Origin of the sequence: Streptomyces cyaneofuscatus (genome assembly GCF_033109485.1) — a bacterium.
Lineage (GTDB): Bacteria > Actinomycetota > Actinomycetes > Streptomycetales > Streptomycetaceae > Streptomyces > Streptomyces cyaneofuscatus.
Map to the genome: position 1 here is coordinate 5,557,973 of NZ_CP137002.1, position 18,665 is coordinate 5,576,637.

At 69.4% G+C, this 18,665-nt stretch carries 14 protein-coding genes and 2 pseudogenes; 10 read left to right on the plus strand and 6 right to left on the minus strand.

Annotation, left to right across the window (positions count from 1 at the left end):
* The first annotated feature begins 223 nt into the window (after positions 1-223).
* The 3 genes from R2B67_RS24420 (at position 224) to R2B67_RS24430 (ending at position 2,015) form a co-directional block, all read left to right on the plus strand.
* The gene (locus R2B67_RS24420) at positions 224-733 is read left to right on the plus strand and encodes a TspO/MBR family protein (RefSeq protein WP_317821056.1); all 510 of its coding nucleotides are present in this window, start codon (positions 224-226) and stop codon (positions 731-733) included.
* A gap of 73 nt (positions 734-806) precedes the next feature.
* Positions 807-1,544, plus strand: a complete 738-nt coding sequence (locus R2B67_RS24425; RefSeq protein ID WP_317821058.1) for a class I SAM-dependent DNA methyltransferase — start codon at positions 807-809, stop codon at positions 1,542-1,544.
* Between the two features lie 201 nt (positions 1,545-1,745).
* Positions 1,746-2,015, plus strand: coding sequence for a hypothetical protein (locus R2B67_RS24430; RefSeq protein WP_317821059.1), 270 nt, complete (start codon positions 1,746-1,748; stop codon positions 2,013-2,015).
* Positions 2,016-2,127: 112 nt separating this feature from the next.
* Here the strand turns inward: R2B67_RS24430 and R2B67_RS24435 are convergent, their stop codons facing one another.
* Positions 2,128-4,173 (minus strand): PA14 domain-containing protein, encoded by a 2,046-nt coding sequence (locus R2B67_RS24435; protein ID WP_317821061.1) that lies wholly within the window; start codon positions 4,171-4,173, stop codon positions 2,128-2,130.
* Between the two features lie 1,204 nt (positions 4,174-5,377).
* Here R2B67_RS24435 and R2B67_RS24440 point away from each other — a divergent pair.
* The 4 genes and pseudogenes from R2B67_RS24440 (at position 5,378) to R2B67_RS24455 (ending at position 8,042) form a co-directional block, all read left to right on the plus strand.
* Positions 5,378-5,662, plus strand: a complete 285-nt coding sequence (locus R2B67_RS24440) for a hypothetical protein (protein ID WP_317821063.1) — start codon at positions 5,378-5,380, stop codon at positions 5,660-5,662.
* Positions 5,663-5,790: 128 nt separating this feature from the next.
* A complete protein-coding gene (locus tag R2B67_RS24445; protein ID WP_381074214.1) occupies positions 5,791-7,173 on the plus strand; it encodes an eCIS core domain-containing protein in 1,383 nt (460 codons plus the stop codon).
* 65 nt (positions 7,174-7,238) lie between these two features.
* On the plus strand, positions 7,239-7,463 hold the full coding sequence (locus R2B67_RS24450; RefSeq protein ID WP_317821064.1) for a hypothetical protein: 225 nt from the start codon (positions 7,239-7,241) through the stop codon (positions 7,461-7,463).
* Between the two features lie 130 nt (positions 7,464-7,593).
* Positions 7,594-8,042 (plus strand): annotated as a pseudogene (locus R2B67_RS24455) (hypothetical protein).
* Between the two features lie 52 nt (positions 8,043-8,094).
* Here the strand turns inward: R2B67_RS24455 and R2B67_RS24460 are convergent.
* The 4 genes and pseudogenes from R2B67_RS24460 to R2B67_RS24475 form a co-directional block, all read right to left on the minus strand.
* Positions 8,095-8,226 (minus strand): annotated as a pseudogene (locus R2B67_RS24460) (IS5 family transposase); the annotation flags it as partial.
* A 63-nt stretch (positions 8,227-8,289) separates the two neighbouring features.
* A complete protein-coding gene (locus R2B67_RS24465; RefSeq protein ID WP_317821066.1) occupies positions 8,290-9,003 on the minus strand; it encodes a VOC family protein in 714 nt (237 codons plus the stop codon).
* A gap of 104 nt (positions 9,004-9,107) precedes the next feature.
* A complete protein-coding gene (locus R2B67_RS24470) occupies positions 9,108-9,428 on the minus strand; it encodes a DUF6584 family protein (RefSeq protein ID WP_317821067.1) in 321 nt (106 codons plus the stop codon).
* 109 nt (positions 9,429-9,537) lie between these two features.
* Complete coding sequence (locus tag R2B67_RS24475; RefSeq protein WP_317821068.1) at positions 9,538-11,187, minus strand: MFS transporter; 1,650 nt, start codon at positions 11,185-11,187, stop codon at positions 9,538-9,540.
* 306 nt (positions 11,188-11,493) lie between these two features.
* On the opposite strand from R2B67_RS24475, the gene R2B67_RS24480 reads away from it, so the two are divergent.
* From R2B67_RS24480 to R2B67_RS24490, 3 genes are all read left to right on the plus strand, one after another.
* On the plus strand, positions 11,494-11,946 hold the full coding sequence (locus R2B67_RS24480; protein WP_381074234.1) for a MarR family winged helix-turn-helix transcriptional regulator: 453 nt from the start codon (positions 11,494-11,496) through the stop codon (positions 11,944-11,946).
* A gap of 54 nt (positions 11,947-12,000) precedes the next feature.
* The gene (gene recD2 / locus R2B67_RS24485; RefSeq protein ID WP_317821072.1) at positions 12,001-14,226 is read left to right on the plus strand and encodes an SF1B family DNA helicase RecD2; all 2,226 of its coding nucleotides are present in this window, start codon (positions 12,001-12,003) and stop codon (positions 14,224-14,226) included.
* A 214-nt stretch (positions 14,227-14,440) separates the two neighbouring features.
* Positions 14,441-15,730: a citrate synthase gene (locus R2B67_RS24490; protein ID WP_018511343.1), complete on the plus strand. Its 1,290-nt coding sequence runs from the start codon at positions 14,441-14,443 to the stop codon at positions 15,728-15,730.
* Positions 15,731-16,275: 545 nt separating this feature from the next.
* Here R2B67_RS24490 and R2B67_RS24495 read toward each other — a convergent pair.
* Entirely contained in the window at positions 16,276-18,645 is a 2,370-nt protein-coding gene (locus tag R2B67_RS24495; RefSeq protein ID WP_317821074.1) for a heavy metal translocating P-type ATPase, read from the minus strand.
* Between the last annotated feature and the right edge of the window lie 20 nt (positions 18,646-18,665).

The following is an 18,665-nucleotide window of genomic DNA, read 5'->3' on the forward strand; positions in this document are numbered from 1 at the left end:
GGTGAACGTACGGCTGCGCAGGCGGTCAGGCCCGGTCACCCCGGCGTCGTGGGCGCGACGAGGGAGGCTCGGAGTCACTGACCGGGGCATACATCAACTGCTTTCCAGGGCACACGGCCCAGAGGTCACCTGCGGTCGGCACCGCGACAAGGCGGAAGCACCGTAACAACGGGAAAGGAAGCCGGACCACCGAATTACGGAACACAGAAACAGGAGTACGCCCATGCCACAGACCCCCACGACCTCCACGACCCCCACGGCCCCCGCCACCCCCAGGCGCTGGCTCACGCTCCTCCTGCTGCTGGTCCTCTGCTACGGCGTCGCGGCCGCCGGAGCGGTCGCGACAGGTGACGCGGGCAGCACGTATGCCGCCCTGGACCGGCCGGCCTGGGCGCCGCCCGGGTGGCTCTTCGGCCCGGTGTGGACGGTGCTGTACGGGATGATCGCGGTGGCGGGCTGGCTGGTCGCCCGCCGCCCCGGCCCGGGCCGCCGGCCGGCGCTGGTGGCGTGGGGCGTACAGCTGGCGCTGAACGCGCTGTGGACGCCGCTGTTCTTCGCGGCCGAGCAGTACGGGCTGGCCTTCCTGGACATCTCCCTCCTGCTGGCGGCGGTGGTGGCCACGGCGCTGCTCTGCGCCCGGGTGGACCGCCGCGCGGCTTGGCTGCTGGTGCCGTATCTGCTGTGGGTGGGCTACGCGGCGGCGCTGAACCTGGCGCTCTGGCTGACCAACTGACCAGCTGACCTCCATGGCCGGAAGAGGCTTAATACGTCGACAGAGCCCGGGGCGCCCGGCAGAGTGTCCGCCCGTGACGAGCAGCGAACGATGGACCCGCGACACGGCCGACCGCTACGACGCCGAAGAGACCGAGAACTCCTCGGCCGCCGTCCTCAACCCCACCCTCGACTTCCTCGCCGAGCTGGCCGGAGACGGCCGTGCCCTGGAGTTCGCCATCGGGACGGGCCGCGTGGGCGTCCCGCTCCGGGAACGCGGCGTACCGGTGGTGGGCATCGAACTGTCCGAGCCCATGGCGGCGGTGCTGCGCCGCAAGGTGGACGAGAGCACACTCCCGGTGACCATCGGGGACATGGCGACCACGATCGTCCCCGGCGGATTCACCCTGGTCTACCTCGTCTACAACACCATCTCGAACCTGCTCACACAGGAGGAGCAGGTCGAATGCTTCCGCAACGCGGCCCGCCACCTGGAACCCGGTGGCCGCTTCGTCATCGAGCTGGAGGTGCCGCCGCTACGGTCGCTTCCGCCGGGCCAGACGGCGGTGCCGTTCGATGTATCCGAGCGGCATCTCGGCTTCGACACATTCAACCTGGTCGACCAGATTCAGGTCTCGAACCACTTCACCCGCGAGGCCGACGGCCGCTACCGCCGGGGCAACTCCCGCCACCGGTATGCCTGGCCGGCGGAGCTGGACCTGATGGCGAGGATCGCCGGCCTCGAACGGGAACGCCGGGTAGCGGACTGGGACGGCGCACCGTTCACTCAGGACTCCACGAAACACATCTCGGTATGGCGCAAGCCGACCTGAAATTCCCCTTCCCCGGGACCAATCCGACCACCCTCGCCGCTCCGAACAACACCTTGAGGGCCACGGCACCGGCCCTCACCTGCACCGTTCGGGGGTGCGGCGGCCTGCACCCCCGAACGGCTGCCATCGCACCGACACACTCACCACCGAACCGCGGTATCGGCGGTGACTGGCTGGGCGCCCCCGGGGTATCCGGCGCACATGGCCTTCATCAAGCGTGTAGCCCTCGCCCCTCGCGCTGTACGCCAGCTGCGGCGCGTCCGCTCGGTGTACCTGGGCGGCATGGTGCTCTCCCTGCTGGGACTTTTCCTCCAACTGGACCGTGACGGGGGCGGCGGCCGCCAGATGGAAATCATGACGGTCATCCTCCTGGCGTTCACGGCCCTGTTCGGCCTGACGATCGTCCAGCTGTGGCGCCACACGAGGACCGCCCACTGCAGCACGGCGAAGAAGCTGACCCCGTCCGTCTGACCGGCGCCGCCGCCCAATGCCGTAGGCACGCCGGTGACCACTCAGCAGGTGAAGGGCCTGCCCCCCGCTGCGGATGAGCCCGGCAGACGCGGAGGACAGGCCCCCAGGTTCCTCAGACGCGGTCCTGGAAGACGATGTACCACGGGTACGTCCCCACCACGGTGCCGTCGGTCGTCACGGCCTCGAGCGTGTAGAAGTACGTGTCCCCCTTCGTCGCCGTGGCGTCCTCCCACGTCCGGGCGCCCGCCGGGAGCAGTCCGTCGTGCTGGGGTTCGTATGCCTTGGCCGTCGGGTTCCACCGGCTCACGCGGAAGCCCGTGACCGTGGCGCAGCGGGCCGTGTCGGTGCACTGCCAGTCGATGGATGGACGCGTGGCCGTCCGGTTGTGTCCCAGGCTGCCGAGGCTCCAGTCCCGGGTGACGGTCACGGACGGCCGGACGTCGCGTTCGGTGGCCTCGACCACGGTGACCTTCGGGTCGCTCGGGTGCAGCGTGTTGCCCCAGTGGTCCTTGGCCACCACCGCGTACACGTGCGTCTGGCCGTCAGGCAGGTTGCCGCAGAGGATCGCGAGCCAGTTGCTCGTGCCCTCCGAGCAGGTGTCGGGACCGAGCCACTTGACCGTGCCGTCGGCCTGCCGGGCGCCCTTCCACACCACGTACTCGTCGATGTCGTCCTCAGGCGAGGCGGCCCAGCTCACCAGCGTGCCGTCGTTGCGCGGGGTGACCTTCACTCCGGTGACCGGGCCGGGTGCCACGGTGTCGCCGGTGCGGACGACGAGCGGGGCGGAGTACGCCGACTCGTTGCCGTACGGGTCCACCGCCGTGACGGCGTACGTCACGTACGTGTTCGTGGGCATGTCCACGTCGTAGCAGTTGCCGCCGTTGCTGGCGTAGCCGCTCTCCTCCGCGGCGCAGGTCACCTGGGTGCGCGCTGCCGGGTCGAACGTCTTGCCGGGCGAGCGGTACACGCGGTAGTACCCGCCGTTGCCGTAGTCCTCGGTGAAACTGTCGGGCTGGTGCCAGTGCAGGTCGGTGTAGCCGGGACGGGCGACGACGTTGAGGTCGGTCGGGGACTTCGGTGGCATCCGGTCGACGCCGTCGCTGGTGACCACCGCGTACACACCCGGGTTGCCGACCGCATCAAGGGCCCGGACCCGGTAGTACGTGTTCTTGTTTACGGCGCCATTCGTCCGGTACGACGTCGTGGTCGTCGTACCGCGCAGCTCGAACGGTCCGGTGGGCGTGGGCGAGGCGTACACCTCGTACTTCGCCGCGTCGGCGGCCTTCTGCCAGTTCAAGGTGTCGTGCCACCCGTCGCCGGTGGTGACCACCAGTCCGGTGGGGGTGGCCGGCCCGGTGCGGTCGACGGTCGTCGCCGTCACGTCCGGGCTGCCGGTGGACTCGCGGCCCGCCTTGTCGACGGCGCGGACCTCGTACAGAAAGGTCTGGCCGGTGACGGGCGGGGCGTCGACGAAGGACCGGGTGGTCACTGCGGACGTCCCGCTGACCTTGGCCCAACTGGTGGTGCTCAGCCGTCGGTACACGCGGTACCCGGCGAGGTCCATCTCCTTGTTGGCGGCCCAGCGCAGGGTGGTCCTGGCTGTCGTCCGGTCGTACGCGGCGGTGAGCCCGGTCGGGGCGAGCGGCTTGACCGTGTCGACGGCGGCCTCGGTGCGCGGGGTGTAGGTGAAGGCGGCGTTGGCGACGCCGGTCCAGGCGACGAAGTCCACGCGGATCGTGTGCTTGCCTGCCGGAATGGTCAGGTCGACGGTCTTGCGGACGGTGGCGGAGACGTTCTTCCACAAGTTGATCTTCCGCACACCGTCGACGTAGACGCGCATGCCGTCCTGCGTGGCGGCGGAGAGCCGGAAGGGTCCGCCCGAGCCGAAGTCACGGGTGAGGGACCAACGGACGGAGAAGTTGTCCTTGGGCAGCGTGACGCCGGCCGGGTCGCCCTTCCCGTAGCTCTCGCTGATGGCGGTGTCACAGGCGGTGAGCTTCGGCGTGCCGCTGAAGGTGGAGTTGCCGAAGTACTGCGCCTTCCAGACGGGAGAGGCGCAGGTGACCGCCGCGGCGGCGGGGGCGGCGGCGGTCACCAGGCCACCGGTGGTGGCGAGCGCGGCCGTCGCGGCCAACGCGGACAGTCGGGTACGAGTCATCAAGAAAAAGGCCCCTTCCAAACCGAGCCAGATCATAAGAAGAGTCAGGCGCCTGTGTGACTCGTGAGTCGGGGGCAGGGTTGTCCGTACCCCCGCACATTTTCGGCAGCGACCGCCTCTCACCCGTGGCCGCGGCCGGCGTCCAGGGCTGCCTCGAGGGTGAACGGCCACTGTGCCGGGGGGCACCCCTCGATGCACGGGCGGTGCTAGGTGCTGCCTAAACCAGGGGACCTGCGGCCGCGGGGGCCTCTGGTTGGCCGGGGCGGCCGCAGTCGATGCACTCCACGAGGACGCGGCGAGTGGGGGAGGGAGGGGAGCTGAGGGAAGGGCTGTCGGCGGTGTTGGCAGGTGGAAGGCTTTTCCCAACCCCCTTACTCCAGCTACCGGTTACAGAAGGCGCTCGAACCCCGAACCTCGTATCCCGACACCCGAACCCCGAGCTTCGGGCCAGAACCCCACCCACGTACCCCCGCAAGGATGAACCGAGCGGCCCCGAAGCCCCGGTCCCCGAGCCCGAGCCTCGGATGAGCGCGGAGTGCTCCCGCATGCGAGCGCCCGGCACGACTAGCGGAACACCGCCGCACGCGCGGGGGACCACCGCGTGACGGCACCCCCCCTCGGCCCATCCGCCGGAACACCCCCGCCTGCGCGGGGACCACTCTTCCTGACCTGCAAGTCTATGGAGGCTTTGCCAATCCTTGACTCACTGGTGTGGCCCTCATCCCTACATGCTGACAGAACGCAACTGTCAGCACAGACACGAGCCTCCCGATGCCGAGTGAGTCGCCCTCATCGGCCACCGCAAGGAGCAACACAGGCGGCACGCCCCCCGGGCCAGGAGCCCACCGCTGACCACCCACTGCCCCCGCCCACCCACCCCAGGCCCGCCGCTAGCCAGCGTCAAGCCGTACGGCCGCCCAATCTGTACGGGTGAAGCCACAGTCAATCGCCGCCAAGAGCCCCAACACACCCACCACGATGGCCATCCGCGCCGCCGACCCAGGGACAGGGAGCCACCGTGCCGGATCACGCCCCGGACCATCCGCCGAAGACCCCGCCCCCGCCGAAGCGCCCGGTCTCCCCGCCGCGTCCGGAGACCAGCCTCACCGCTACCCCGCGTGCCCGGACGCTGGTTCGGAACCGAAGATCCGCGAACTGGCAACTCCCAAGCGCGCCTTGGACTCCGAAGAAGGCCTCAGGCCACGTGCTTCTCCGGCTGCGCGAGTGGGGCTTCCGGGAAGCGGGCCGTGCCGCAGCCGAGTTGACGGAGTTACTGGTGCGCACTGCCGTCGCGGACGGCGGCCGCAGGGTGTCCGTGCACCTCGCGGACCAAGGGCAGCAGGCCCTGATCGTCGCGCTCTCGCATCAACCGGCGCATGAGGCCGCGAACGGCACGGTGCTCCCAGACCTCACCCGCCTTGGTGCAGTGTCGTGCGGCACTGACACCGCAGAAGACGGCCGACGGGTGTGGGCGGTGCTCGACCTGTAAGCGACTTGACCCCGCAGTGGCGCGCTGGGTCTGCACCCGCCGCCCTTCTCTGCCGCGCGCGAGCCTGATAGAGCTTGCTACGGGCAACCGCAGCCGGTGCGGGCGCCGTTGACGGCTAGGAGTGGCTCGTGCACGGTAGGGCGCATCACCCGGACCACGGCGAGGCGTCGCCCACCAGGCCGCCCGCCGGCAGAAGTGTGCGCGTCGCGGCCCTGGCCGATCAGGAGATTCGCCCCGATGCGCCCCTGCCCCCGGCAACCGCCGATTTCCTCCAGCGCTCCATCGGCAACGCCGCGCTCGCCCAGATGATCGAGGATCAGCGGCACGTCCACGACCCCTCCCGCAGCCACCACCCGGGCACCGCAGCGGCAACGGAGTCCGAGACCAACACGCCCGTACAGCGCTCCAGCGTGCACGACGTCCTGCGCTCGCCCGGGCGGCCGCTCGCCGAACCGGTGCGTACGGAGATGGAGTTACGCCTCGGCGAAGACTTCGAGTCCGTACGCATCCACGACGGCGCCTCCGCCGCCCGCTCCGCGTCCGAGATCGGCGCCCGCGCCTACACCTCCGGCGACCACGTCGTGCTCGGCCAAGGCGGCACGGACAAGCACACCCTCGCCCACGAACTCACCCACGTCATCCAGCAGCGCCAGGGCCCGGTGACCGGCACCGATACCGGTTCCGGGCTGCGCGTATCGGACCCCTCGGATCACTTCGAGCGCGCGGCCGAAGCGAACGCCACAGCTGCCCTGGCCCGCCCCCTGCCCGCCCCGGCGGCGGTCCGGGACCGCCTCTCCCCGGGCTCCGGCCCCGTACCGCTCGGCGGGGCGAACACCGCAGGCCACTCCTCTCCATCGCCCATCCAACGTGCTCCCTCCACGGGGAGCACGGCCACCGGCACCGGTACCGCCGCCCCCGTCGCGTCGCAGGCCGCGCTCACCAACCTGCCGGCGGACGAGCTGGAAGGTGAGTGCGGCTACTTCGAACGCAGGCGGCAGCTGAGCGTCAACCCGCCTCAGCAAGGACTGATCATCCAGGAGATCAACCGGGTCTTCGCGGTGGAGCAGTGGGACGGCTCGGCGTGGACGGCCCTGCCCGCCGCAAACATCGACGCCTACGTCACAGCCAAGCGATCCAACGTGTTCGCCTCCGTCGGACGCTACTGGGAGCTGTGGATCGTCGACGCGCAGGGCAACGTGTCCGACGGAGGGGAGGACACCTTCTCTCTCGCCTCCATCATCCCGGGGAAGAAGCGCAAGGACACCACCCGGGGCACGTACACGATCACCGGTGACGCGGCCTTCTATCCCACCACCGTGGCGCCGGGCGCGCTGGGATTCACCCAGGGCGGGGCCGGGCCCGCCGGGGGCCTGTTCAGTACGCTGACCGATCCGTCGGGCGCCATCGCGGCGAGCGGACTCGTCGCCACCGGCCAGCCGGTCCACTGCCAGGTCCACGTGGCGTGGGACAGCTCCGCGCCGGACAGGTACTCGACCGTCACCATGACCTGAGCCTTCGGAGGTTGGCCGGGCAGACACCGTGGGCAGCGGTCAACTTTTGAAATAGCTACTAGGTCATGACCGCCATGCCCGCTGAAGCAAACTTCTCGGAGCTCATTCAAAAGCCCAAGGACACTGTCGCGCGTATGCAGGTCAACGCCCGCCGCGGTCTCCTGCTGCGCCGCCGCGACGAAGAGGACCTGTACCTCACCACTGCCGCCGCGCTGCATGCCACCTTCACCCAGGATCACGGAGAGAGTGACTTCGGAGACGTACCGATGCCTCCGTGGGAGGGCGAGTGAGCTTGAAGAGTCTTTCATCCTCTTCTGCGCGTTTACTCCCAACGTGTGCTCCGTGGTATTGGATGACAGCGTCGCTCTGGTTCGGAAGGAGGCTCTCGGAGCGTGAGGGGAGCGATGAGAGGATGCGGGGATGGGGATGATCGATAGCGACAGCAAGGCCGTCCAGTACGTGCGGTTTCAATCTCCGCACCGGAACACCCGAGGGCACTTCACCGGCGTTTTCGGGCTCGTCAACAATCTGGCGAGGGAGGGAAGACTCTCGGACGAACAGGAGTCGTTCCGCCGTCGAACAACAGCTGGTACAACGGCGCGTACACCGACCCTTCGACTGTTGACCCTCATGTCTACGACGACAAGATCAACCCTGGCGCGGCAGCATGGTTCAAGCCGTCAGCCGCTCATCTCCTCGCTCCTGTTCCCGGTTATCTGGAGATTCTGTCTGCGCACGGTATCGACTGCCAGACACTTCGCTCCGTAGACCCGGGGCGGGTCATTTACGAGGACGACGTACAGGTCGTGGTGGTGCCGTACGCGCTGGACGCGACCGCCATTTACGAGAGCGCCGAGGCCCATAAGTGATGCGGTAAGCAGCCGGATTGGATGTCAAGAGCCGCGCCGGTTTGGAGTGGCCCGGAATCACCTTGAAGCCCTTCTGGGCGGGGTCGCGACGGGTGACTTCGACGTCGATGCCCAGGCGGGCGCCGTGCTCGACGACCTTGGTGCGGTAGCCGGTGCCGGCCCAAGCTTTGGTGATGCGGGGGTGACCTTCGGTGAGGTAAGGGGCGCGACTGCCTGCACGGTCCAAGGTCTGCCTCGCCCCCGCTGTTCACCCCCGAAGATCACTGAGCCGGGCAAGGGCATCATGCGCCGTCTCCCGCTCCTCGGCGCTGAGTTGGACTGATGCCGCCTCCTCCAGCCAACCCCGAGCCCCCTCCTCATCTCCCAACCGCTGTGCGATGTCCCCGCGCAGGACAAGCAGCCGCACCCTCTGTACCGGCGTCGGCTGCTCGTCCTCCAGCTTCAGTACACGGTCGATGATCTTGGCGGCCCCCGGATAGTCCTGCTTGGAGTCCGCGAACAGGTCCGCCATGTGCAAGGCGCGGGCGAAGGTCTCCTTCGGTGCGGTGGCCGGCTCCTCCTCGCCGCCTCCGCTGATCACCTGGCCCACCCGGATCGTGTTGCCGGTCGGGTCGGTCGCCAGGAACTGCCGTACCCCGTACGACATGTCCTTCAGTGGACCGATGCGCGGCAGCCCGCGCGTCGGAATGCGCCCGTAGGCTGCCTTGAGGCCGGACCGGAAGGCCGCGTGCAGGCCGTCGACATCCTCGGTGAGGATGTAGCAAGTCGAATGCGACGTTCCCGGGTCGTAGTCCTTCATGCCGTACAGCTGGAGCTCGACGGCTCCCCGCTCGACCACCGCGTATGCGTACGGGCTCTTCTGTAGTTGCGTCGTCTCGAAGCCCAGGGCTGTGTAGAAGTCGACCACGGACTGGATCAGTTCCGTCCGGCAAGGCAGCAGCGGAATGGTCTTCTCAGTCATGGCGCTGACCCTAGTCAAGTTTGAGTAGCTCGGCAACGGGTCATGACAACGGCCCCGTCAGGTCGATGACCGTGACGGGGCCGCTGGTGAGTCGTCGTCGTGCGTCAGGCGGAGAGCTCGCCATCCTTGACGGCGCTGACGAACTGGGTCCAGCCCTGGGGGGAGAAGGCGAGCGCGGGGCCTGTGGGGGTCTTGCTGTCGCGTACGGGGACGGTGGCCTGGCCGTCCGCGACTTCAAGGCAATCGCCGTTGGCCCCACCGCTGTAGCTGGACTTGCGCCATCGGTACACCTCGGCCAGGCGGCGGCGGGGTGCGGGCTCGTGCGGGTAGGAGGAGACCAGGCCGCGCAGGCGCTGCCTCGCCACCGGTATGCGTCCGGCGGCGAGGTCCGCGTCCACGCGGGCCAGGGTGTCGTTCAGGGCCACGCGCTCATGATGGGGGCGGGGGAGGGGGACGTACGAGTGAGTTGTTCAGCGGGTCGGGCCGCTCACCCCTTGACTGTTCAGCGGGTCGGTCCGCCCACCTCTTGACTGTTCAGCGGGTCGGGCCGCCCACCACTCCCTGCCGTCCGCCCCGCTTCTCCTCCGCCCGCGCGTCCGTACGCGCCTTCGGCGACATGAACAGCGTCGCCGCCAGCGCCAACAGCAGCAGCCCCGCGCAGACGTACCCGGAGACCTGCACCCCCACCGCCATCGCCTCGCGTGCCGCCTCCGCCGCCGTCGCCGTACGCGGGTCCTCCGCGAACGCGCCGATCACCGAGCCCGCGCTCTCCGTGACGACGTCGCCCAGCCGGTCCGCCTCACCGGCGGCCACCCCGTCCCGCGTGAGGCGGTCCGCCATGCCGGAGGCCAGGGTGCTGAAGAAGAGGGTCGTCAGGAGCGCGATGCCCAGCGCCGAGCCGAGTTCGCGCGCCGCGCTCTGGATGCCCGAGCCCTGACCGGCGCTTCGCGGCGGTACGTCGACCAGCACGATGTTGGTGACCTGCGCCGTGGCGAAGCCGACCCCGACCCCGTACACGAACAACGCGATCGCGATCAGCCACCAGGCGCTGTCCGTCGAGGCGATCAGCGCCAGCATCGCCAGTCCCGCCGCCTCCAGCACCAGGCCGATCCGGACCTGGGTGAGGGCGGAGACCGTCGCCGACATGGGGAAGCTCGCTCCGGAGGCCGCGAAGCTGCCTGCCGCCAGGGCGACCAGCGCCGAACCCGCCTGGAACGCGCTGTAGCCGAGGGCGAATTGCAACCAGAGCGGCAGTACCGCGATGATGCCGAACTCGCCGAGCCCGACCATCAGCGTCACGAAGTTGCCGTTGCGGAACGAGCGGATGGAGAAGAGCCCGACGTCCATCAGCGGCTCGCCGCCCGACCGGCCGAGCACCGCCTGCCGCCGCCAGAACGCCCCCAGGGCCAGGGCGGAGGCGAGGAAGGCGACCAGAACGGGGGAGGGGCCGCCGCTCCAGGTGAAGCCGCCGGCCTCCAGCGGCTTCGTCGTCATCAGCCAGCCGTGCGTGCGGCCCTCGATCAGGGCGTACGCGAGCAGGCCCAGGCCGGCCGCCGACAGGACGGCTCCGACGCCGTCGATACGGCCCCGGGTGCGCGGCGACACGTCCAGGTACAGCAGGCCCCCCGCCACGATCAGGGCGACGAGCGGGATGTTGATGCCGAAGGCCCAGCGCCAGGAGATGTCCGCGAGCCAGCCGCCCAGCAGCGGTCCCACGGCCGCCGCCGCTCCGATCGTGGAGCCCCAGATCGCGAACGCCTGGCCCCGGGCGCGGCCGGAGAAGGTGGCGTTCAGCAGGGCCAGTGAGGTGGGCAGGATCATCGCTCCGCCGACGCCCTGGACGAACCGGGCGAGGATCAGCAGCCCGCCGCTGGGCGCGAGGGCGGCCAGCATGCTCGTCGCGCCGAACACGACGAGGCCCAGCAGGAAGATCCGGCGCGCTCCGTAGAGGTCGCTGAGGCGGCCGGTGACCAGGAGGAGGGCCGCGAAAGTGATCGCGTACGACTCCTGGATCCACTGGGCCTCGGACGAGCCGATGGACAGGTCCTCGATGATCGGCGCGAGGATCACGTTGACGATGGTGATGTCCACGACGATCAGCGCGACGCCCAGGGCCACGGCGAGGAGGCCGAGCCACTGACGTACTGAGGGAGGGGTTTCCGCAGGCCGGGAAGGTTCGGGCATGGTGCTTCGACTCCCATGATTGCTTTGCCGTAAAGATAGATAGCTTTGTGGCAAAGGTAAATGGGGCGCGGTAGGTTGTCAAAGCGCGAACGGGAGCGGGAGACCGCGGGAGCGGGAGAGCGCGAACGGGAGCGGGAGCGCGAGAGAGGGTGGCGAGAGAAGGTGGACAGAGCGATGGCCGACGCCGATGCGGCAGCCGACCAGAACAGCGGCGGCGGCGGTGACGACGACGAGACCCGCGTCGACCACGAGACCCGCGTCGACCACGAGACCCGCGTCGACCACGAGACCCGCGTCGACCACCTCATGGACGGCCTGCGTGCCTTCGGCGCCAACTACACCGAGTTCACCCGCCGTTTCGCGAGCTGGCTCGGGCTGCACTCCACCGATGCCGCCGCCCTGGTGGAGATCCTGTACGCCGAGGACCAGGGCGCGCCCCTCTCGCCCGCCCGCCTCAGCGAGCGCGTCTCGCTCTCCTCCGGCGCGACGGCCATCCTCCTCAAGCGGCTCGAACAGGCCGGGCACATCGTCCGCACCCGCGAGAGCACCGACCGCCGGGTCGTCACCCTGCGCAGCAGCCCGGACATCCGGCCGCGCGCCGAGGCGTTCTTCGGGCCGTACGCGGAACGGATGGCCGAGGCGATGTCCGCGTACTCGCCGCAGGAGATCCAGCGGTTCGAGGACTTCATCGGGCGGCTGCGGTCCACCATGGACGCCCTGCTCGCGGACGAGTACCGGGACGGCGGGCCCACGGCGTAGGAAGAGCCCCGTCCCGCGAACCGCACTGTCAGTGGCGGGCGGTAGCGTCGGGTCATGTCCAACATGGCCGTCATCGAAGGGGTCCTGGAGCGGATCACGTACGCCAACGAGGAGAACGGGTACACGGTCGCCCGCGTCGACACCGGGCGCGGGGCCGGGGATCTCCTCACGGTGGTCGGTGCGCTGCTCGGCGCGCAGGTCGGTGAGTCGCTGCGGATGGAGGGCCGTTGGGGCTCGCACTCCCAGTACGGCAAGCAGTTCACCGTGGAGAACTACACCACCGTGCTGCCCGCCACCATCCAGGGCATCCGCCGCTATCTAGGCTCCGGGCTGATCAAGGGCATCGGGCCGGTGATGGCCGACCGGATCACCACCCATTTCGGCGTCGACACCCTCGACATCATCGAGAACGCACCGAAGCGGCTCGTCGAAGTTCCCGGCCTCGGCCCCAAGCGCACGAAGATGATCGCGGCGGCGTGGGAGGAGCAGAAGGCGATCAAGGAGGTCATGGTCTTCCTCCAGGGCGTCGGCGTCTCCACCTCGATCGCCGTCCGCATCTACAAGAAGTACGAGGACGCCTCGATCTCCGTCGTGAAGAACCAGCCCTACCGGCTGGCCGCCGATGTGTGGGGCATCGGGTTCCTCACCGCCGACAGGATCGCCCAGGCGGTCGGCATTCCGCACGACAGCCCCGAGCGGGTCAAGGCCGGTCTGCAGTACGCCCTCTCCCAGTCCTCCGACCAGGGGCACTGCTACCTCCCCGAGGAGCGGCTCATCGCGGACGGGGTCAAGCTCCTCCAGGTCGACACGGGGCTCGTCATCGAGTGCCTGGCCGAGCTGGCGGCCGATCCGGAGGGTGTCGTACGGGAGAAGGTGCCGTCGCCCGAGGGGGGTGAGCCGATCACCGCGGTCTATCTGGTGCCTTTCCATCGGGCCGAGCTGTCCCTCGCCGGGCAGGTGCGGCGGCTGCTGCGGACCGAGGAGGACCGGATGCCGGCCTTCCAGGACGTGGACTGGGACAAGGCGCTGGCCTGGCTCGCGACGCGGACGGGGGCCTCGCTCGCGCCCGAGCAGGAGGAGGCCGTACGGCTGGCGCTCAGCCGGAAGGTGGCCGTCCTGACCGGCGGGCCCGGCTGCGGGAAGTCGTTCACCGTACGGTCCATCGTCGAGCTGGCGCGGGCCAAGCGGGCGAAGGTGGTGCTGGCCGCGCCCACGGGGCGGGCCGCCAAGCGGCTGGCCGAGCTGACGGGGGCCGAGGCCTCCACCGTGCACCGGCTGCTGGAGCTGAAGCCGGGCGGGGACGCCGCGTACGACCGGGACCGGCCGCTCGACGCGGATCTGGTCGTCGTCGACGAGGCCTCGATGCTCGATCTGCTGCTCGCCAACAAGCTCGTGAAGGCCGTGGCACCCGGTGCCCACCTCCTCCTCGTGGGCGATGTCGACCAGCTGCCCTCGGTCGGGGCGGGGGAGGTGCTCAGCGACCTGCTCGCGGAGGGCAGTCCCGTCCCCGCCGTCCGGCTGACCAGGATCTTCCGGCAGGCCCAGCGGTCGGGGGTGGTCACCAACGCGCACCGGATCAACGCCGGGCAGCCGCCGCTCACCGAAGGGCTGAGCGACTTCTTCCTCTTCGTGGAGGACGAGACGGCGGACGCGGGCAAGCTTGCCGTCGATGTGGCGGCTCGCCGCATTCCGGCCAAGTTCGGTCTCGATCCGCGCCGCGACGTGCAGGTTCTCGCGCCGATGCACCGGGGGCCGGCGGGTGCGGGCGAGCTGAACGGGCTGCTCCAGCAGTCCATCACCCCCGGCCGCCCCGACCTCCCCGAGAAGCGGTTCGGCGGCCGCGTCTTCCGGGTCGGCGACAAGGTCACCCAGATCCGCAACAACTACGACAAGGGCGAGAACGGCGTCTTCAACGGCACGGTCGGCGTCGTCACCGGCCTTGAACTGGACGAACAGCGGCTCACCGTCCGCACCGACGAGGACGAGGAGATCGGCTACGACTTCGACGAGCTGGACGAGCTGGCCCACGCGTACGCCATGACGATCCACCGCTCCCAGGGCAGCGAGTATCCGGCCGTCGTCATCCCCGTCACCAACAGCGCCTGGATGATGCTCCAGCGCAACCTGCTCTACACGGCCGTGACGCGGGCCAAGAAGCTCGTCGTCCTCGTCGGGTCCCGTAAGGCGATCGGCCAGGCCGTTCGCACGGTTTCCGCAGGCAGACGGTGTACGGCACTGGATTTCCGGCTCCGGGGCGGCTCAGGAGAAGACTTCTCGTGACCCCTGCACAAAAATGATCGATCAAATCGGTGGGAAACATCACGGAGGTCTTCCGGAACCGCAGTCAAGGGGGCAGGATGAGTAAGTTGGCGGCACTCAGTGCCGCCAGTAGGTCCAATGGACGACCCCGAGTGCACTCTCCTGAGCCGAATGGGGGAGGGTGGAGACAGTCAGGGCACCTCGAAGAAGAGGCACTACGTCGGTGAGGGATGACGTGAGCGACAACTCTGTAGTACTGCGGTACGGCGATGACGAGTACACCTACCCGGTGATCGACAGCACCGTCGGCGACAAGGGCTTCGACATCGGGAAGCTCCGGGCCAATACCGGCCTGGTGACGCTGGACAGCGGATACGGCAACACCGCCGCCTATAAATCCGCCATCACGTACCTCGACGGTGAGCAGGGCATTCTGCGCTACCGCGGATACCCGATCGAGCAGCTCGCCGAGCGCTCGTCGTTCCTCGAGGTCGCGTACACGCTGATCAACGGCGACCTTCCGAAGGTCGACGAGCTGGCGACCTTCAAGAACGAGATCACCCAGCACACGCTGCTGCACGAGGACGTCAAGCGGTTCTTCGACGGCTTCCCGCGTGACGCCCACCCGATGGCCATGCTGTCCTCGGTGGTCAGCGCGCTGTCCACGTTCTACCAGGACAGCCACAACCCGTTCGACGAGGAGCAGCGCCACCTCTCGACGATCCGCCTGCTGGCGAAGCTGCCGACGATCGCGGCGTACGCGTACAAGAAGTCGATCGGGCACCCCTTCGTCTACCCGCGCAACGACCTCGGGTACGTCGAGAACTTCCTGCGCATGACCTTCTCGGTCCCCGCCCAGGAGTACGAGCTGGACCCGGTCGTCGTCTCGGCGCTGGACAAGCTGCTCATCCTGCACGCGGACCACGAGCAGAACTGTTCGACCTCCACCGTGCGTCTGGTCGGCTCCTCGCAGGCGAACATGTTCGCCTCGATCTCCGCCGGCATCTCGGCGCTGTGGGGCCCCCTGCACGGTGGCGCCAACCAGTCGGTGCTGGAGATGCTGGAAGGCATCCAGGCCAACGGCGGCGATGTCGACTCCTTCATCCGCAAGGTGAAGAACAAGGAGGACGGCGTCCGCCTGATGGGCTTCGGCCACCGGGTGTACAAGTCGTTCGACCCGCGCGCCAAGATCATCAAGGCCGCCGCGCACGACGTGCTGTCCGCGCTCGGCAAGTCCGACGAGCTGCTCGACATCGCGCTCAAGCTGGAGGAGCACGCGCTCTCCGACGAGTACTTCGTCTCGCGCAACCTCTACCCCAACGTGGACTTCTACACCGGTCTGATCTACCGGGCCATGGGCTTCCCGACCGAGATGTTCACCGTGCTCTTCGCGCTCGGCCGCCTTCCGGGCTGGATCGCGCAGTGGCACGAGATGATCAAGGAGCCGGGTTCGCGCATCGGCCGCCCGCGCCAGATCTACACCGGCGAGGTCCTCCGCGACTTCGTCCCGGTCGAGGGTCGCTGACCCCGCCTCGTACCGCCCTGTAGTACCCCGGCCTCTTCGGCCGACTGCCTTCGCCCCGCGTACCGCGCTTCGCACAGAGCGCGGTGTCCGGGGCGATTCGGCTTTCCGGAGCCCCTGAGCCCCTGGGCGTCATGCCCGGAGCGGTAGGCCGTCCTGGGCGCCCCTGGACGGCGGGAGTGGCAGGTCCTGTCCTGGGCGCCCCTGAACGCGAGAAACGCCCTGCCGCCGATCCCCCCACGGGTCGACGGTCAGGGCGCTTCCCATATCCCGGAGCGGATTCCCCCCACGGGATCCGGCCGGGCGTCTGAAGGGAGCCGAAGCTCCCGTTGTTGTGCCGTGCTGCGCTCTGCCGGGGTACGTACGCACGGGAGGGCCGCTCAAAGCTCCCCGGTGCACGTGCCCCGGCTCAACGCTTGCCACAGGAGCGTCCCCCAAGACACTCCATCGGACGTCCCCCAAGACATCCTTGGCATCGCACTCTAAGACTCATGAACCCACCGGATGGTTACCCTGAGAACGGTGTGATCTAAATCTCTTTGTGGAAGTTACGTGAAGGCACGCAACCGAAGGCTGTTCGTGAAGACGAACACGGACGAAAACGCCATGGCGGCTCCCGCGATCATAGGGTTGAGCAGGCCACTTGCAGCCAGGGGCAGTGCCGCGACGTTGTACCCGAAGGCCCAGAAGAGGTTGCCCCTGATGGTGGAAAGAGTACGCCTGGAAAGGCGGATTGCGTCAGCGGTCACCGCGAGATCTCCACGAACCAACGTGAGGTCGCTCGCCTCGATCGCCGCATCCGTCCCTGTACCCATCGCCAGCCCCAGATCTGCCGTGGCCAGAGCCGCCGCGTCGTTGACCCCGTCGCCGACCATCGCGACGCTCCGGCCCTCCGCCTGAAGGCGCTTGACGACGTCCACCTTCTCCTCGGGGAGCACCTCGGCATGGACCTCGTCGATGCCCACCTCGCGGGCCACGGCCTCGGCCACCGCCCGGTTGTCGCCGGTCAGGAGGACGGGCCGCAGCCCCAGGGCCCGTAGCTGGGCCACGGCGGCCGCGCTGCCGTCCTTGACGGCGTCGGCCACCCCGAGTACGCCCCGGGCCGCCCCGTCCCAGGCGACGGCCACCGCTGTACGTCCCTGCTCCCCGGCCTTCGTCAGGGCGGCGGCCAGTTCGGGAGGGAGGGCGATGCCCGCTTCGGCGAGGAGGCGGGGGCGGCCGACGAGGACGGTGTGGCCGTCGACGACGCCTCGGACGCCGAGTCCGGGGAGGTTGGTGAAGTCTTCGGGGGTGGGGAGGGTGGCGCCACTGCCGAGACGCTCGACGGCGCCTGCCGCTACCGCCTGCGCGATGGGGTGCTCGGAGGAGTGCTCCACCGCACCGGCCAGGCGCAGGACGTCGTTCTCGTCCGTGCCCTCGGCGGTGTGGACGGCGAGGAGGGTCATCTTGCCGGTGGTGACCGTGCCGGTCTTGTCGAGGACGATGGTGTCGACGCGGCGGGTGGTTTCGAGGACTTCGGGGCCCTTGATGAGGATGCCGAGCTGGGCTCCACGTCCCGTGCCGACCATGAGCGCGGTCGGGGTCGCGAGGCCGAGGGCGCAGGGGCAGGCGATGATCAGGACGGCGACGGCGGCGGTGAAGGCCGCTGCGGGTCCGGCGCCGCTGCCGAGCCAGAAGCCGAGGGTGCCGAGTGCCAGGGCGATGACGATGGGGACGAAGACGGCGGAGATGCGGTCGGCGAGGCGCTGGGCTGCCGCCTTGCCGTTCTGGGCGTCTTCGACGAGGCGGGCCATGCGGGCGAGTTGGGTGTCGGAGCCGATGCGGGTGGCTTCGACGACGAGGCGGCCGCCGGCGTTGATGGTGGCTCCGGTGACGGAGTCGCCGGTGGTGACTTCCACGGGGACGGATTCGCCGGTCAGCATCGAGGCGTCGACGGCCGAGCTGCCCTCGACGACCTTCCCGTCCGTCGCGATCTTCTCCCCGGGGCGGACCACGAAGCGGTCGCCGATGACGAGCCGGTCGGCCGGGACGCGTACCTCCGTACCGCCTCTGAGGACGGCGACGTCCTTGGCGCCCAGGTGCATCAGCGCCCGCAGCGCGGCGCCGGACCTCCGCTTCGCGCGGGCCTCCAGGTAGCGGCCCAGCAGGATGAAGGTGATGACCCCGGCTGCCACCTCCAGGTAGATCGTGGAGCTCGCGTCGGCGCGCGAGACGGTGAGGTCGAACCCGTGCCGCATGCCCGGCATCCCCGCGTCGCCGAGGAACAGGGCCCACAGAGACCAGCCGAAGGCGGCGAGGGTGCCCATCGAGACGAGGGTGTCCATGGTGGCCGCGCCGTGCCGGAGGTTGGTCCAGGTGGCGCGGTGGAAGGGCAGGCCGCCCCAGACGACGACGGGGGCGGCGAGGGTCAGGGAGAGCCACTGCCAGTTGTCGAACTGGAGCGCCGGGACCATGGCGAGCAGGACGACGGGGACGCTGAGGACGGCGGAGACGACGACCCGCTGCCGGAGCGCGGCGAGGGAGGCGGCCTGTTCCGCTTCGGCGGCGTCGGTTGATGTGGCGGGTAGGGCGGGCGCGTCGGGTGGGGCGGGTGCCGGGTCCGCGTCCGGTTCCTGCTCCGGTTCGAGCGTCGGTTCCGGTTCCGGTTCCGGTTCGGGTTCGGGCTTCGGGGGTGCGAGGGGGCGGGCCGTGTAGCCGGTCCGCTCGACCGTCGCGACGAGGTCCGACAGTTCCAGGCCCTCCGTGAACGTGACGCGGGCCTTCTCGGTCGCGTAGTTCACCGTGGCGGTGACGCCGTCCATCCGGTTGAGCTTCTTCTCGACGCGGGCGGCGCACGAGGCGCACGTCATCCCGCCGATCATGAGCTCGGCCTCGGAGGCGTCCGCGGCCGGAGCCCCGGCTGCTGCTGTGCTGGCCATGTCCGAACTCCTGGGTAACG